Source organism: Serratia sp. DFXYC6, assembly GCF_057196085.1.
In genome coordinates this window covers 1-16,428 of record NZ_JBXUNV010000009.1, presented here as the reverse complement: position 1 = coordinate 16,428, position 16,428 = coordinate 1, and the positions used below count along the sequence as shown (strand labels likewise).

The 16,428-nt window shown below is 53.9% G+C and carries 13 protein-coding genes; 1 reads left to right on the top strand and 12 read right to left on the bottom strand.

The features are described from left to right. Positions 1-480 precede the first annotated feature (480 nt). Entirely contained in the window at positions 481-1,260 is a 780-nt protein-coding gene (locus AC2CGQ_RS24355; RefSeq protein WP_031300325.1) for a helix-turn-helix domain-containing protein, read from the top strand. Here AC2CGQ_RS24355 and AC2CGQ_RS24350 read toward each other — a convergent pair. From AC2CGQ_RS24350 to AC2CGQ_RS24295, 12 genes are all read right to left on the bottom strand, one after another. Further along, on the bottom strand, positions 1,246-2,520 hold the full coding sequence (locus AC2CGQ_RS24350) for a sensor histidine kinase (protein ID WP_048326868.1): 1,275 nt from the start codon (positions 2,518-2,520) through the stop codon (positions 1,246-1,248). The genes AC2CGQ_RS24355 and AC2CGQ_RS24350 overlap by 15 nt on opposite strands. 1 nt (position 2,521) lies before the next feature. After that, a complete protein-coding gene (locus tag AC2CGQ_RS24345) occupies positions 2,522-2,986 on the bottom strand; it encodes a putative pterin-binding protein (RefSeq protein WP_033631529.1) in 465 nt (154 codons plus the stop codon). Next, a complete protein-coding gene (locus AC2CGQ_RS24340; RefSeq protein ID WP_016929429.1) occupies positions 2,986-3,432 on the bottom strand; it encodes a GNAT family N-acetyltransferase in 447 nt (148 codons plus the stop codon). Before AC2CGQ_RS24340 ends, AC2CGQ_RS24345 begins: the two co-directional genes overlap by 1 nt. Before the next feature lie 167 nt (positions 3,433-3,599). Continuing rightward, positions 3,600-7,823, bottom strand: a complete 4,224-nt coding sequence (rpoC, locus tag AC2CGQ_RS24335) for a DNA-directed RNA polymerase subunit beta' (RefSeq protein WP_021505232.1) — start codon at positions 7,821-7,823, stop codon at positions 3,600-3,602. A gap of 118 nt (positions 7,824-7,941) precedes the next feature. Beyond that, positions 7,942-11,970: a DNA-directed RNA polymerase subunit beta gene (gene rpoB / locus AC2CGQ_RS24330; RefSeq protein ID WP_004929900.1), complete on the bottom strand. Its 4,029-nt coding sequence runs from the start codon at positions 11,968-11,970 to the stop codon at positions 7,942-7,944. Positions 11,971-12,302: 332 nt separating this feature from the next. Beyond that, positions 12,303-12,668, bottom strand: coding sequence for a 50S ribosomal protein L7/L12 (rplL, locus tag AC2CGQ_RS24325; RefSeq protein ID WP_004929903.1), 366 nt, complete (start codon positions 12,666-12,668; stop codon positions 12,303-12,305). A gap of 63 nt (positions 12,669-12,731) precedes the next feature. Continuing rightward, positions 12,732-13,229: a 50S ribosomal protein L10 gene (gene rplJ, locus AC2CGQ_RS24320; protein ID WP_004929905.1), complete on the bottom strand. Its 498-nt coding sequence runs from the start codon at positions 13,227-13,229 to the stop codon at positions 12,732-12,734. A gap of 338 nt (positions 13,230-13,567) precedes the next feature. Continuing rightward, positions 13,568-14,272 carry a 50S ribosomal protein L1 gene (gene rplA, locus AC2CGQ_RS24315; protein ID WP_004929908.1) on the bottom strand — a complete coding sequence of 235 codons (705 nt, stop codon included), beginning with the start codon at positions 14,270-14,272 and terminating at the stop codon, positions 13,568-13,570. Between the two features lie 3 nt (positions 14,273-14,275). After that, on the bottom strand, positions 14,276-14,704 hold the full coding sequence (gene rplK, locus AC2CGQ_RS24310) for a 50S ribosomal protein L11 (protein WP_015376316.1): 429 nt from the start codon (positions 14,702-14,704) through the stop codon (positions 14,276-14,278). 165 nt (positions 14,705-14,869) lie between these two features. Continuing rightward, positions 14,870-15,415 carry a transcription termination/antitermination protein NusG gene (gene nusG / locus AC2CGQ_RS24305; RefSeq protein WP_004929914.1) on the bottom strand — a complete coding sequence of 182 codons (546 nt, stop codon included), beginning with the start codon at positions 15,413-15,415 and terminating at the stop codon, positions 14,870-14,872. 1 nt (position 15,416) lies between these two features. Beyond that, positions 15,417-15,800, bottom strand: coding sequence for a preprotein translocase subunit SecE (gene secE / locus AC2CGQ_RS24300; protein ID WP_004929916.1), 384 nt, complete (start codon positions 15,798-15,800; stop codon positions 15,417-15,419). A 259-nt stretch (positions 15,801-16,059) separates the two neighbouring features. Beyond that, positions 16,060-16,428, bottom strand: a 369-nt coding sequence (locus AC2CGQ_RS24295) for an EF-Tu C-terminal domain-related protein (RefSeq protein ID WP_458411340.1), incomplete at its 5' end; no start/stop codon positions are given.

The window sequence follows — 16,428 nt, the reverse complement described above, 5'->3', positions numbered from 1 at the left end:
CGGGCAGGTGCCTTGTCGGCTAAAGGACTGTGGCATAACGGTGCTCGACACTCACTCAGCGGTGAGACTCATAGGACGCTGTTGCGGCAGAAAAGTGGGGAAAGAGGAAAAAAGAAGGTACAGAGCGACGAAGAGAGGTTCGAGTAGCCATCCCCGGTGCTGCCAATGGCCCTGGTGTCGGCCGCGGATCTTTTTGCCGCCTGCTCCCTGCTTACGGACAAGAGCAGGCGGTTTATTTTGTGAGACTGGCACCCCCCCAGGACGCGAATCACACAGTATGTGCGCTAATTAACCACATAAACGGCTAAATGTGAATGTCTTTTGAGTGTTTTTTTATTTGTCATCGAGTGTTTTTTGAGTTTGCCAAGGAAAATCAAACTGATATCACCGCAATAACCGAGGCTTCATCTATAATCCAGCACGGGTCCTCACGCAGGTTTTCCAACGCTCGCGGTTAACAACAAAAAAGCCAAGGTTGTCATGAAGAAAACGCCAAATTACATCGATGCAATCAGCGCGTTGCTCACTCTGAAAGGAGTTGGCGACAGAAAACATGCCTCCACGATGGCCAACATACTGAACCTTCAGTACAACAGCGCCAAACAGAAGCTGGATGGCAAAAGGGGCATCACCCTCGATGAAGTCAAAAAGGTTTTCCAGTATTTCAACGAGCCGTTTGCCGGCCAAAGGACACATAACGGCGTGTTTATCATGAACAGCATTCACAAGCGCTGTAACATTGAGGCCGACGAGCGCCCGGTCACGCAAGCGGACAACGACGAAACTTACGCCTACAAAAAGGACGATCTTTTCATCATCAACACCAATCGGGAATATGCAGCCGATGCCCCGCTGTATAAAGTCAACAAGATAGACTTTCTGCCGGCCCCGCGCATCGCGATCCTGGATAATGACGGCGATATTCTCGAACTGTTGAAGAAGATCGCCAGCCGCTACGGCATCGAGGCTGAGACCTTTCAGACGGCGGACGCCATGCTGGCCGCGCTGGAGCAGCAGTCCTTTGAGGCGTTTATTTTGGACTGGCTGTTGGACTTCGGCGAGACTTCCGAACGCGTGGTGAAGAAAATTAAAGACGCCCTCGATCCGCACGCCCGCATCATCATTCTGACCGGCCAGCTGAATCACTACGAGAAAAACATCGGCGACATGATCCTGCACTATGACGTGCACCTGGTGGAAAAACCGACCAAGCCGCTGATTATCTCTTCGCTATTGCTGTCGAACCTATTCTTTAATTAGTTTGACCGGAATGCGGATCAAAAACGATGATCCAACCCCTTCGACGGATTTGACCTTGATGGTGCCTTTCATCGTCGTGACGTAATTTTTGATAATGGTCAACCCCAGCCCTAATCCCTGCCGCGTTTCCCTTTCCACCCCCTGATTGAACGCCTTATATAACCGATCCAGATTATCGACGTTAAACCCGATGCCGGTGTCTTTTACCCGCAAATACAGATTGCCGTGACACACCTTCACATTGAGGGCGATCGCGCCGTGGTGGGTAAACTTATCCGCGTTGCTGAGCAGGTTGGCCAATATTCGGTAGAGCTTGTATTTATCAGAACCAATCAGGCCGGCATAAGACGAACGGTGGATCACGAGGCGATTGCCTCGCCCGGCGCCGATGCCGGTTACGGCATCGTCCACCACCTCATTCAGCCGGAAGGTGGAAATATTGATTTTAACTTCTCCCATCTCAAGCCGAGAATAATCCATCACCTCGCGCGTTTGTTCGGCGATCTTGTTACCGTGATAGGAGATCAGGCGGGCTTCTTTTTTCAACTCTTCCTGCGCCAGCTCATGTTCCATGATATCCGCGGCAATGACGATGGCCTGGGTCGAGCCGGCGATCTCGTGGTAGATGGAAGAGATAAAGATGTTCTTGTTCTTGATGATCTCTTTCAACGAGAAGGCGTTTCTCAGCACCAGGAACATCATCAGGAACACTAAAATCAGCGAAAAGAGGGCGAACATCTCGGCTTTACTCGAGTTGTCCTGGATGATGCCTTTCACTTCGGTAAAGTTTTTAATCTGTATCCGATAAATAATTTCCTGGATATCGACCAGCGTACCCTCGATATCATCCATATAAGAGAGAATGTCCGCCTTGTTTTTCAGCCCCACCAGCAAGCCGGCAGAAAGATCGTCCAACGTGCGGTACTGCTGCTTCAGCAGCGCAACATTTTTGATGAACTCGTCGTCGTAATAAAAAGAGTCGCTGAAGGTCGAACGGCTCTCCAGGATCTGAATCTTCGAGTAGAAGATTTTCTTTTTGATCTGGAAGGCGTCGTAGTCATTGTTTTCACTGAGCAACAGCGCGGTTTTGGTCCTTTCAAAGGCCAGAAACAGGATCTCGGCCACCGAGTAGTTGTCCAGATTGGGCTCAATCTGCTTATAGCGCTCTTTTACGCCGCCGAAGTTAATGGCAATCAACAAAATCAATAAGGAGAAGATGGCAACCAACGCGATAAGAGTACCGATCAGTTTTTTGCTCATCTTATTTCAGCTCCAACCGTTTCACTTGCCAGACGGTTTTCGCATTCACATCCAGGTTATTCAGCTCGGCATAGCCATCCCGCGGATAAATAATGGCGAACGGCCCCAGCTCACCAACGTCGATCGGCTTGCCGCCGCGCTGGTAGGCGACGATCACACGGTATTTAATCATCTCGTCAATCGGCATCGAATAGGAGTAATCATCCCAGGCGAAAGCGCGCACCGACTGGCCTTTCAGGTGGTAGGCTTTCACTAACTCTGCAAACTCAACGCCGGTGAACGTATCTTCCGGGGTGAAATTGGTCGAGGTTTTAATCGTGTACTGCGGCATCGCCTCCAGCATCTGCCTGGTTATCTTGATCTTCTCACCATCGAGCGGTTTCAGGTAAAAATAGTCAACGGCCGCATACAGCGGTGCGCTGAACAGCGAAAGCAGCAGTAAGGTCATCAATCCTTTGATTGTCATTATTCACCCTCTTTGCGTTTCACCAGTTCGGCCTGGCCGAACTCATCCTGCCCGACCACGGCCCAGCCGTGATGTTGATAAAAGCCTTCGGCTTTGGAGCCCGGATCGGTGGTTAAGTGGATCGCTTCGGCGCCGCGCTCAAACATCCAGGCGGTGACTCGCGCCAACAAAGCGGAGCCGATCCCCTTCGACTGGTATTCCGGCTTCACGAACAGGCCGCCGATCAGCGGTTCAGGGATGAATAACCCGAAGCCAACGCCGGCATAGTCGTCGCCATGCTTGCAGATCCAGCCGCCGCCCTGGTTGATGTCCTCCAGCGCCTGCCTGCGCTGCAGATACTGGATTTGATGCGGATGCAGCAGGTTTTCTTCAACGGAAAAGCGGATCTCATACAGGTAAGGCAGGTGTTGCGCCGTCAGTTTTTCGAAGGTAATGAGGCTGTCCATGTTCGCACTGTCCTTGGTTGTCTTGGTAAAAGCGCCGGTCAATTTCTGCTGTAACCATAGTAGCAAAGTTTGCTCTGCCCCGGCATGAGGCGAAAAAAAACCGCCCCCGAGGGAGCGGTTTATCTGGCAATGGGCCCGGCATGCCGGGCTCGCGGCGCGGATGACGATTACTCGTCGTCGCTGCCGCCCAGGCCTGCGTTGAGCAGCTCGGCCAGGTTAGCCGTCGCTTCTTCCGCGCTGACTTGCGGAACAACCGGCGCTTCACCCTGAGCACGGCGACGCATGCGATCCTGATGATAAGCGTAACCGGTACCGGCTGGGATCAGACGGCCCACGATGACGTTCTCTTTCAGGCCACGCAGTTCATCACGCTTGCCGGCTACGGCAGCTTCGGTCAGAACGCGCGTCGTTTCCTGGAACGATGCGGCGGAGATGAAGGACTCGGTCGCCAAGGATGCCTTGGTGATACCCAGCAGATCGCGCGAGAAGGTTGCCGGGATCTTACCTTCAGCTTCCAGCTGACGGTTGGCAATCTTGACGCGAGACACTTCAGCCTGCTCGCCTTCCAGGAACTCGGAGCCACCAGCGCTAACGATGGTGCCTTTACGCAGCATCTGACGAACGATAACTTCGATGTGCTTATCGTTAATCTTAACGCCTTGCAGACGGTAAACTTCCTGCACTTCGTTGGTGATGTAGCGGGTAACCGCATGCACGCCACGCAGACGCAGAATGTCGTGCGGAGACTCTGGGCCGTCGGAAACGACGTCGCCACGTTCCACCACTTCGCCTTCGAACACGTTGAGCTGACGCCATTTCGGAATCATCTCTTCGTAAGCGTCGCTGCCGTCCAGCGGAGAGATCACCAGGCGACGTTTGCCTTTGGTCTCTTTACCGAACGAGATAATCCCGCTGATTTCAGCCAGGATTGCCGGCTCTTTCGGACGACGCGCTTCGAACAGGTCGGCAACGCGCGGCAGACCACCGGTAATATCCTTGGTACCGCCGGATTCCTGAGGAATACGCGCAAGGGTATCACCCGCACCGATCTGAATGCCGTCTTCCAGCTGAACGATCGCTTTGCCCGGCAGGAAGTATTGAGCAGGCATATCAGTACCTGGGATCAATACGTCTTCGCCCTGAGCGTCAACGATTTTCAGTGCCGGACGCAGGTCTTTACCGCTACCGGTACGCTCTGCGCTGTCCAGAACAACCAGAGAAGACAAACCGGTCAGTTCGTCGGTCTGACGAGTAATCGTCTGGCCGTCGACCATGTCCGCGAAGCGAATGAAGCCGCTGACTTCACTGATGACCGGCATGGTGTGCGGATCCCAGTTAGCGACGGTTTCGCCGCCGTTAACTTCTTCACCGTCGCCTTTGCCCATCACGGCGCCGTAAGGCACCTTGTAGCTTTCTTTGGTACGGCCGAATTCGTCGATCAGTTTCAGTTCGGTGTTACGCGAGGTGATCACCAGCTTGCCTGCGGCGTTCATAACGAACTTCGCGTTGCTCAGCTTGATGCTACCCTTGTTTTTCACCTGAATGCTGGATTCAGCAGCCGCACGAGATGCCGCACCACCGATGTGGAACGTACGCATCGTCAGCTGTGTACCCGGCTCACCGATGGACTGTGCCGCGATAACGCCGATGGCTTCGCCTTTGTTGATGATGTGGCCACGTGCCAGGTCGCGACCATAGCAGTTAGCACACACACCGAAGTCGGTTTCACAGCTCACCACGGAACGGACTTTAACGCTGTCGACAGAGTTCTCTTCCAACAGGTCACACGCCTTCTCGTTCAGCAGGGTGTTGCGTGGCACCAGAATGTCCGCCGTACCCGGCTTGAGGACGTCTTCTGCCGTCACACGGCCCAGAACGCGTTCACGCAGCGGCTCTTTCACGTCGCCACCTTCGATAACCGGAGTCATCAGGATGCCGTCGTGGGTGCCACAGTCGTCTTCGGTCACCACCAGGTCCTGCGCCACGTCAACCAGACGACGGGTCAGATAACCGGAGTTCGCGGTTTTCAGTGCGGTATCCGCCAGACCTTTACGAGCACCGTGGGTGGAGATGAAGTACTGGAGTACGTTCAGACCTTCACGGAAGTTCGCGGTGATTGGCGTTTCGATGATGGAGCCGTCCGGCTTCGCCATCAGACCACGCATACCGGCCAGCTGACGAATCTGAGCGGCGGAACCACGCGCACCGGAGTCGGCCATCATAAAGATGCTGTTGAAGGAAACTTGCTGTTCCACTTCGCCGTCACGGTTAACCACGTCTTCTACCGACAGGTTTTCCATCATCGCTTTCGCAACGCGTTCGTTCGCGGCAGCCCAGATATCGATCACTTTGTTGTAGCGTTCGCCGGCGGTAACCAGACCAGACTGGAACTGCTCCTGGATCTCGGCAACTTCGGTTTCCGCTTCTTCGATGATCTCCGCTTTCTTGGCCGGGATAACCATGTCGTCGATACCTACGGAAGCGCCGGAACGGGCTGCGTAAGCAAAACCGGTGTACATGATCTGGTCAGCAAAGATTACGGTCGGCTTCAGGCCCAGGATGCGGTAACAGGTGTTCAGCATCTTGGAGATCGCTTTCTTGCCCAAAGGCTGGTTAACGATCGCGTACGGCAGACCTTTCGGTACGATCATCCACAGGATGGCGCGGCCGATGGTGGTGTCGATGATGCTGGTCTGAGAAGTCCATTCGCCTTCGGCGTTCTTGACGTCTTCGGTGATACGCACTTTAACGCGTGCATGCAGAGACGCCAGGCCTGCGCGGTAAACGCGCTCAGCTTCTTTGGAACCGTTCAGCACCATGCCTTCGCCCTTGGCGTTAACACAGTCGCGGGTCATGTAGTACAGACCCAGTACAACGTCCTGAGAAGGAACGATGATTGGCTCGCCGTTCGCTGGGGACAGGATGTTGTTGGTGGACATCATCAGCGCACGCGCTTCCAGCTGGGCTTCCAGCGTCAGCGGTACGTGAACGGCCATCTGGTCACCATCGAAGTCGGCGTTATAGGCCGCACAAACCAGCGGGTGCAGCTGGATCGCTTTACCTTCGATCAGAACCGGTTCAAACGCCTGGATACCCAAACGGTGCAGGGTTGGTGCACGGTTCAGCAGTACCGGGTGTTCGCGGATCACTTCGTCCAGGATATCCCAAACGACGGCTTCTTCACGCTCAACCATTTTCTTGGCGGCTTTGATGGTGGTGGCCAGGCCACGCAGCTCCAACTTGCCGTAGATGAACGGTTTGAACAGCTCCAGCGCCATCTTCTTAGGCAGACCGCACTGATGCAGACGCAGGTATGGACCTACGGTGATTACGGAACGGCCGGAGTAGTCAACGCGTTTACCGAGCAGGTTCTGACGGAAACGACCCTGCTTACCTTTGATCATGTCGGCCAAAGATTTCAGAGGACGTTTGTTGGAACCGGTGATGGCACGACCGCGACGGCCGTTATCCAGCAGGGCGTCTACCGCTTCTTGCAGCATACGCTTCTCGTTGCGCACGATGATGTCAGGCGCAGCCAGATCCAGCAGGCGTTTCAGACGGTTGTTACGGTTGATCACGCGGCGATACAGATCGTTCAGATCCGAGGTCGCGAAACGGCCGCCATCCAGCGGAACCAGAGGACGCAGATCCGGCGGCAGTACCGGCAGCACGGTCAGGATCATCCACTCCGGCTTGTTACCGGACTGTACGAACGCTTCCAGCAGCTTGATACGCTTGGTCAGCTTCTTGCGCTTGGTTTCGGAGTTGGTTTCGTTCAGCTCTTCACGCAGCTGCTCGCACTCGGCTTCCAGATCCATGTTTTTCAACAGGGCCTGAATGGCTTCCGCACCCATCTTGGCGTCGAATTCGTCACCGAACTCTTCCAGCGCGTCCAGATACTGCTCTTCGGTCAGGATCTGACGACGCTCGAGGTTGGTCATACCGCCTTCGACCACCACATAGGATTCGAAGTACAGTACGCGTTCGATGTCACGCAGCGGCATATCCAGCAGCAAACCGATGCGGGATGGCAGCGATTTCAGGAACCAGATGTGCGCAGTCGGCGAAGCCAGCTCGATGTGGCCCATGCGCTCACGGCGCACTTTGGTCTGGGTCACTTCAACGCCGCACTTCTCACAGATCACGCCGCGGTGTTTCAAGCGCTTGTACTTACCGCACAGGCACTCGTAATCTTTTACCGGCCCGAAGATACGGGCGCAGAAAAGGCCGTCACGCTCTGGTTTGAACGTACGGTAGTTAATGGTTTCCGGCTTCTTAACTTCACCGAACGACCACGAACGGATCATGTCTGGCGAGGCCAGAGCAATCTTGATCGCATCAAACTCTTCGGTCTTAGTTTGCGCTTTCAGAAACTTCAATAAGTCTTTCACGGATTGGCTCCTGTCGGAGTTAAACCTGTTGGGTACCCACAACCGCAGTAGGTACCCGTGTGACCTGAACAACCACCCTCAGGCTCCCTTAGGCGGGGAGCCTGAGCCGGAATGACGATTACTCGTCTTCCAGTTCGATGTTGATGCCGAGCGAGCGGATTTCTTTCAACAGTACGTTGAAGGATTCCGGCATGCCTGGCTCCATCCGGTGGTCGCCATCCACGATGTTTTTGTACATCTTGGTACGGCCGTTAACGTCATCCGACTTAACGGTGAGCATTTCCTGCAGGGTATAAGCCGCGCCGTATGCTTCCAGTGCCCACACTTCCATCTCACCGAAGCGTTGACCACCGAACTGCGCTTTACCACCCAGAGGTTGCTGAGTAACCAAGCTGTAAGAACCGGTTGAACGGGCGTGCATTTTATCGTCAACCAAGTGGTTCAGTTTCAGCATGTACATATAGCCAACAGTAACCTGGCGCTCGAATTGCTCACCGGTACGGCCATCGAACAGCGTGATCTGACCGGAGGTCGGGATACCACCCATTTCCAGCAGCTTCTTGATTTCAGTCTCTTTCGCACCGTCAAACACCGGCGTTGCGATCGGCATACCTTTTTTCAGGTTCTCTGCCAGACGCAGCACTTCGTCGTCGCTGAAGGTGTTCAGGTCAACTTTCTGGCAAACGTCGTCGCCCAGATCGTAGGCCTTCTGGATGAACTCACGCAGCTTGGCCACTTCCTGCTGCTGCTTCAGCATCTGGTTGATCTTCTCACCGATGCCTTTCGCAGCCATACCCAGGTGGGTTTCCAGGATCTGACCGATGTTCATACGTGATGGTACGCCCAGCGGGTTCAGTACGATGTCTACCGGCGTGCCGTTTTCATCGTAAGGCATATCTTCGATCGGGTTGATCTTGGAGATAACACCCTTGTTACCGTGGCGGCCCGCCATCTTGTCACCCGGTTGGATCTGACGTTTAACGGCCAGATAAACCTTGACGATTTTCAGCACGCCCGGCGCCAGATCGTCGCCCTGAGTGATCTTACGACGCTTGGCTTCCAGCTTCTTCTCGAAGTCGGATTTCAGTTCGTCGTACTGCTCAGCCAGCTGCTCCAGCTGGTTTTGCTTCTCTTCGTCGGTCAGGCCCAGTTCCAGCCAGCGATCGCGAGGCAACTTGCTCAGCTTGTCGGCTTCGATGCCACCGGCAACCAGCACCGCGTGGATACGCGCAAACAGGCCGGCTTCCAGGATCTGCAGTTCTTCAGTCAGGTCTTTCTTCGCCTGCTTCAGCTGCATCTCTTCGATTTCCAACGCGCGCTTGTCTTTTTCCACGCCATCGCGGGTGAAGACCTGCACGTCGATAACCGTACCGGAAACGCCGTTCGGTACACGCAGAGAAGAGTCTTTAACGTCAGACGCCTTCTCACCGAAGATCGCACGCAGCAGTTTCTCTTCCGGCGTCAGCTGGGTTTCGCCTTTAGGCGTTACCTTACCGACCAGAATGTCGCCACCGGTCACTTCAGCACCGATATACACGATACCGGATTCATCCAGCTTGGAGAGCGCAGCTTCACCCACGTTAGGGATGTCGGCGGTGATCTCTTCAGGCCCCAGCTTGGTGTCGCGAGACACGCACGCCAGTTCCTGGATGTGGATGGTGGTGAAGCGATCTTCCTGCACCACGCGCTCGGAGACCAAGATGGAGTCTTCGAAGTTGTAGCCGTTCCAAGGCATGAACGCTACGCGCATGTTCTGGCCCAGTGCCAGCTCGCCCAGGTCTGTCGATGGGCCATCCGCCAGCACGTCGCCGCGCTCGATTGGCTCACCCAGATTCACACACGGCATCTGGTTGATGCAGGTGTTCTGGTTAGAACGGGTGTACTTGGTCAGGTTGTAAATATCGATACCTGCTTCGCCCGGGTACATCTCGTCTTCGTTAACTTTGATAACGATACGGGAAGCATCCACGTACTGGATCACACCGCCGCGTTTGGCAACGGCGGTTACGCCGGAGTCAACCGCTACAGCGCGTTCCATACCGGTACCGACCAGCGGCTTGTCAGCGCGCAGGGTTGGTACGGCCTGACGTTGCATGTTCGCACCCATCAATGCACGGTTGGCGTCATCGTGTTCCAGGAATGGAATCAGTGAGGCACCAACGGAAACAACCTGTTGGGTGGATACGTCCATGTAGTCAACCTGGTCGCGGCTGAACAGGCTTGATTCGCCTTTGCTGCGGCAGGTGACCAGGTCTTCTACGAAGCGGCCTTCTTCATCCAGGTTGGAGTTCGCCTGGGCGATAACGAAGTTGCCTTCTTCAATAGCAGACAGGTAGTTGATCTCATCGGTCACCACGCCGTCGCGCACGCGGCGGTACGGGGTTTCCAGGAAGCCATACTCGTTAGTCTGTGCGTACACGGACAGGGAGTTGATCAGACCGATGTTTGGACCTTCCGGCGTTTCGATTGGGCACACGCGGCCGTAGTGGGTCGGGTGTACGTCTCGAACTTCAAAGCCGGCGCGCTCACGGGTCAGACCGCCCGGGCCCAGTGCAGAGATACGACGCTTGTGCGTGATCTCGGACAACGGGTTGTTCTGGTCCATGAACTGGGACAGCTGGCTGGAGCCGAAGAACTCTTTCACCGCCGCCGAAATCGGTTTGGCGTTGATCATGTCCTGAGGCATCAGGGTATCCAGATCGCCCAGAGACAGACGCTCTTTCACCGCACGCTCAACACGCACCAGACCTACGCGGAACTGGTTCTCGGCCATTTCGCCGACGGAGCGGATACGACGGTTGCCCAAGTGGTCGATATCGTCCACTTCGCCCTTGCCGTTACGGATATCGATGAGCTTCTTCATCACTTCGATGATGTCGTCTTTGCTCAGGATGCCCGAACCTTCGATCTCGTCGCGCAGCAGAGAACGGTTGAACTTCATACGGCCGACCGCGGACAGATCGTAGCGGTCTTCGGAGAAGAACAGGTTCTCGAACAGGCTTTCGGCAGCTTCGCGCGTTGGCGGCTCACCAGGACGCATCATGCGGTAGATTTCTACCAGCGAGCTCAGACGATCGTTGGTCGGATCGACACGCAGCGTTTCAGAGATGTACGCGCCGTGATCCAGATCGTTGGTGAACAGCGTTTCGATGCGCTTGTGGCCAGACTGGCTCAGCTTGGCCAGCAGATCCAGCGACAGCTCCATGTTGGCTGCGCAGATCAGCTCACCGGTATTGGTATCGATATAGTCTTTCGCGACCACTTTGCCCGCGATGTACTCTACCGGTACTTCAATGCTCTGAATGTCGTCTTTTTCCAGCTGACGGATATGACGAGCGGTGATGCGACGGCCTTTCTCTACGTAGATCTTGCCGTTGGCTTCGATATCGAACGAAGCGGTCTCACCACGCAGGCGCTCTGGCACCAGCTCCATCTGCAGCTTGTTGTCGCGGATTTCGAAGACGATCTTGTCAAAGAACAGGTCGAGGATCTGTTCAGTGGTGTAGTTCAGCGCGCGCAGAATGATGGTCGCAGGCAGTTTGCGGCGACGGTCAATACGCACGAACAGGTTGTCTTTCGGATCGAACTCGAAGTCCAACCATGAACCGCGGTAAGGGATGATGCGTGCGTTGTACAGCACTTTACCCGAGGAGTGGGTTTTACCCTTATCGCTGTCGAAGAATACGCCAGGACTACGGTGCAACTGAGATACGATAACCCTCTCAGTACCGTTGATCACAAAGGTGCCGTTTTCGGTCATGAGCGGAATTTCGCCCATGTAGACTTCTTGTTCCTTGATGTCTTTGACCGTACCTTCAGGCGCTTCGCGCTCATAGATAACCAGGCGCAGTTTTACGCGCAGCGGTGCAGAGAACGTCACACCACGGATCTGGCACTCTTTGACGTCGAAGACCGGCTCACCAAGACGGTAGCTAACGTATTGCAGCTCCGAATTGCCACTGTAGCTCTGGATAGGGAAAACAGAACGGAATGCGGCTTCAAGGCCGTACTGCCCTTCTGGATCTTGCTCGATAAACTTCTGGAACGAGTCAAGCTGGATAGAAAGGAGATATGGTATGTCCAGCACTTGTGGACGTTTACCAAAATCCTTACGAATACGTTTTTTCTCGGTATAGGAGTAAACCATAGGGTTCCTCAGCTCGCTGATCAGTGACCCAATCTGTCCGTCCGATTAGGGACAGTTCATGCAACACCGTTTTGTCGACCGGAAAGCGGGAACACTTTCCGCAATGTCTCTTGCTATCACGCTTAAACCATTTCATCGCGCCTTCCCCCAGAACTCCTGGTAGTGCAAAGACCGCGGTATATTAAGTCGTCAATAGAAACAAACATTGGGAGGCGAAACCAGCAGCCAAACAGTGTGAAACGCTACTGGCGCCCTACAGCGCAAAAAGGCTGGTGACTAAAAAGTCACCAGCCATCAGCCTAAAAGACTAGGCTGCAACCGGAAAGGTTGGCTTATTTAACTTCAACTTCTGCGCCAGCTTCTTCCAGAGATTTTTTCAGAGCTTCTGCGTCATCTTTGCTCACGCCTTCTTTCAGAGCGGCTGGAGCAGATTCAACCAGGTCTTTAGCTTCTTTCAGACCCAGGCCGGTAGCGCCACGTACTGCTTTGATAACAGCAACTTTGTTAGCGCCTGCAGCTTTCAGGATAACGTCGAATTCAGTTTTCTCTTCAGCAGCTTCAGCTGGGCCAGCAGCTACAGCTACAGCAGCAGCAGCAGAAACGCCGAATTTTTCTTCCATAGCGGAAACCAGTTCAACAACGTCCATTACGGACATAGCGGCAACTGCTTCCAGGATTTGGTCTTTAGTGATAGACATAACAATTGTTCCTAAAATTCAGAAATAGTTTAAATACGTTAGCAAAGGCTAAGAAAGAGTGGCTTACGCCGCTTCTTTCTGATCGCGTACTGCAGCCAGAGTGCGAACCAGTTTGCCGGCAGCGGCTTCTTTCATGGTTGCCATCAGGCGTGCGATCGCTTCTTCGTAAGTTGGCAGCGTCGCCAGGCGGTCGATTTGCGCCGCTGGGATCAGCTCACCTTCAAAGGCCGCAGCTTTAACCTCGAATTTTGCATTCGCTTTCGCGAACTCTTTGAACAGACGAGCAGCAGCGCCCGGGTGTTCGTGAGAGAATGCAATCAAGGTTGGACCGACAAACGTGTCTTTCAGGCATTCGAATGGAGTGCCTTCAACTACGCGACGCATCAGGGTGTTGCGAACAACACGCATGTAAACGCCAGCTTCACGACCTGCTTTACGCAGTTCAGTCATTTTATCTACGGTAACGCCGCGGGAATCCGCAACAACCGCAGACAGCGCGCCTTTGGCTACTTCGCTGACTTCAGCAACAATCGCTTGTTTGTCTTGAAGATTTAATGCCATTAGCTTTTTGCTCCTGGATTAGCCGGGGAAAATCCCCCGGAACTCACTTCACTCGGCGCTTTGTAAAACGCCACGCCGAGCGGCTTAACACGGTGAGCAGAATCCAGCAAAGACATTCTTTTATAAAAAAGAAAAATTTTCTTAGGCTCTGTCACCGTCTACGCAGGAAGGATTAAGTATCTCGCGATACACCTGCGGTCTTGGACGGAGGCCTGGATAGGCCAGGCTCCAACCGAAAAATCTTTGTTTTGCCTACGGCATAGCCAATAGCAAAACCTTGGGGCATAAGATTCTAGACAAATCTCGGCCCCAAGTCAAAGCGATAATCGCAAGTGCGATTAGTTCGCTGCGGCAGACAGACCGCTCTGATCGATAGCAACGCCAGCACCCATGGTGGTGGAGAGGCTAACTTTCTTGATGTACATGCCTTTCGCCTGAGAAGGTTTTGCTTTTTTCAGCGCAACCAGCAGGGCTTCCAGGTTTTCTTTCAGTTTGTCTGCGTCGAAATCAACCTTACCGATAGTGGTATGGATGATGCCGTTTTTGTCGTTACGGTAGCGAACCTGACCTGCTTTAGCGTTTTTCACTGCTTCAGCAACGTTCGGAGTAACGGTACCCACTTTCGGGTTTGGCATCAGGCCGCGTGGACCCAGGATCTGGCCCAGTTGACCTACAACGCGCATTGCATCCGGGGAAGCAATAACAACGTCGAAGTTCATTTCGCCTTTCTTGATCTGCTCAGCCAGATCGTCCATACCTACCAGCTCTGCGCCGGCAGCTTTCGCTGCTTCAGCGTTAGCGCCTTGGGTAAATACGGCAACGCGAACGGAACGACCGGTGCCGTGTGGCAGAACGGTAGCGCCACGAACGTTTTGGTCAGATTTACGAGCGTCGATACCGAGGTTAACGGCAACGTCAACGCTTTCTACGAATTTAGCGGTGGCCAGCTCTTTCAGCAGAGCAACAGCTTCAGTGATGTCATACTGTTTAGTAGCATCAACTTTGTCACGGATCACGCGCATGCGCTTGGTCAGCTTAGCCATCTCTTAATCCTCCACTACCAGGCCCATGGAACGAGCGGTACCTTCGATGGAGCGAGTCATCGCTTCAACGTCAGAACCAGTCATGTCCGCAGCTTTGGTTTCTGCGATTTCACGTACCTGAGCACGGGTCACTTTACCTACTTTGTCTTTGTTCGGCTTACCGGAACCAGACTTGATACCAGCCGCTTTTTTCAGCAGAACTGCTGCTGGCGGGGTTTTGGTAACGAAAGTGAAGGAGCGATCAGAATAAACGGTGATAACAACCGGAATCGGCAGACCTTTCTCAACGCTGTCAGTTTTAGCGTTGAATGCCTTACAGAATTCCATGATGTTAACGCCCTGCTGACCCAGAGCTGGACCCACTGGTGGGCTCGGGTTAGCCATACCAGCTGCAACTTGCAGCTTAACGTAGGCTTGTACTTTCTTAGCCATTTAAATTTCCTCGGTTTGGGTAGTATCGCCTCGTGAGAGGCTCCCCGTGTTTAACCTCGCCGGACAGACATCAGGCAAGGCATCTAAAAACAAAAGGCGCGAAATTGTAGTTCAATTTCGCGCCTTTGACAAGCGGCAACGGACCGCTTATTGCTGATTATTCGATCAGCCTTTTTCAACCTGGCTGAAGTCCAGTTCCACCGGCGTTGCACGGCCGAAGATGGAAACGGAAACTTTCAGGCGGCTCTTCTCGTAATCGACTTCTTCGACCACGCCGTTGAAATCGGCAAACGGGCCGTCGTTGACGCGCACCAGCTCGCCCGGTTCGAACAGCGTTTTCGGACGCGGTTTGTCACCGACCTGCTGCAGGCGGTTCATGATCGCATCAACTTCTTTATCGCTGATCGGCGCAGGACGGTCAGACGTACCGCCGATGAACCCCATGACACGCGGTACGCTGCGCACCAGGTGCCAGCTGGCGTCATTCATCACCATCTGCACCAGCACATAGCCAGGGAAGAATTTACGCTCGCTCTTGCGACGCTGGCCACCACGGATTTCAACCACTTCTTCCGTAGGCACCATCACTTCGCCGAACAGCTCTTCCATATCGTGCAGTTTGATGTGTTCACGCAGCGATTGCGCTACGCGACCTTCAAAACCGGAAAACGCCTGAACGACGTACCAACGTTTTTTTGGAGCTTCAGACATTTTAGAACCTCAGGCCAGTAATAAACGACACCAGACGGACCAGAATACCATCCAGCCCCCACAGAATCAGTGACATCACGGCGGTTACCGCGGCAACGATCAACGTGGTGTGTAGCGTTTCCTGACGAGTTGGCCAAATCACTTTACGTACTTCGGTACGCGCTTCACGGGCAAACGCAACGGTGGCTTTGCCTTTGGTGGTCATCAGAGCCACTGCACCTGCAACGGCGATGATCAGCACAACTGCCAGCGCGCGCAATGGCAGGCTTAAATCACGGTAGTAATAGTTACCGACAATAGCCACAACCAACAGAACGGCGACGATCAGCCACTTTGCCGCTTCCAGGCCGCGTCCGCTCCCTTGAGCCTCGGTATTCGCACTCATAAACCAACCTGTCACAATGATGATTCATAACAAACAACTTTGCCTCGCATTGCGAGGCAAACCAAACCGATCGGATACCGCGCGAGCGATATCCCGGTGTTTTACGCCATGACGTATTCAGTCAATACGGTTTAAGAGCCCATCTCACCAATGATTATGACTGCAAAATCGCTGATGAGATAGGTTCTAGTTCACAGCGTAGAAAAAGGGCATCAAATGATGCCCTTTTACCGCGTGTCGCGTCAAACTTTATCAGCGATTAAGCGATAACTTTAGCAACAACACCAGCGCCTACAGTACGGCCGCCTTCACGGATTGCGAAACGCAGACCGTCGTCCATCGCGATTGGGTGAATCAGGGTTACAACCATGTTCACGTTGTCGCCTGGCATTACCATCTCTACGCCTTCTGGCAGTTCGATGGTACCGGTCACGTCAGTAGTACGGAAGTAGAACTGTGGACGGTAGCCTTTGAAGAATGGCGTGTGACGACCACCTTCATCTTTGCTCAGGATGTACACTTCAGATTCGAACTGGGTGTGCGGCTTGATGGAGCCTGGCTTAGCCAGTACCTGACCACGTTCGATTTCTTCACGTTTGATACCACGCAGCAGAACACCTACGTTCTC

Excerpts from the sequence above, each read along its gene's own strand:
- AC2CGQ_RS24355 (WP_031300325.1), top strand. The coding sequence starts at position 481 with ATGAAGAAAACGCCAAATTACATCGATGCAATCAGCGCGTTGCTCACT.
- AC2CGQ_RS24350 (WP_048326868.1), bottom strand. The coding sequence starts at position 2,520 with ATGAGCAAAAAACTGATCGGTACTCTTATCGCGTTGGTTGCCATCTTC.
- AC2CGQ_RS24345 (WP_033631529.1), bottom strand. The coding sequence starts at position 2,986 with ATGACAATCAAAGGATTGATGACCTTACTGCTGCTTTCGCTGTTCAGC.
- AC2CGQ_RS24340 (WP_016929429.1), bottom strand. The coding sequence starts at position 3,432 with ATGGACAGCCTCATTACCTTCGAAAAACTGACGGCGCAACACCTGCCT.
- rpoB (WP_004929900.1), bottom strand. The coding sequence starts at position 11,970 with ATGGTTTACTCCTATACCGAGAAAAAACGTATTCGTAAGGATTTTGGT.
- rplL (WP_004929903.1), bottom strand. The coding sequence starts at position 12,668 with ATGTCTATCACTAAAGACCAAATCCTGGAAGCAGTTGCCGCTATGTCC.
- rplJ (WP_004929905.1), bottom strand. The coding sequence starts at position 13,229 with ATGGCATTAAATCTTCAAGACAAACAAGCGATTGTTGCTGAAGTCAGC.
- rplA (WP_004929908.1), bottom strand. The coding sequence starts at position 14,272 with ATGGCTAAGCTGACCAAGCGCATGCGCGTGATCCGTGACAAAGTTGAT.
- rplK (WP_015376316.1), bottom strand. The coding sequence starts at position 14,704 with ATGGCTAAGAAAGTACAAGCCTACGTTAAGCTGCAAGTTGCAGCTGGT.
- nusG (WP_004929914.1), bottom strand. The coding sequence starts at position 15,415 with ATGTCTGAAGCTCCAAAAAAACGTTGGTACGTCGTTCAGGCGTTTTCC.
- secE (WP_004929916.1), bottom strand. The coding sequence starts at position 15,800 with ATGAGTGCGAATACCGAGGCTCAAGGGAGCGGACGCGGCCTGGAAGCG.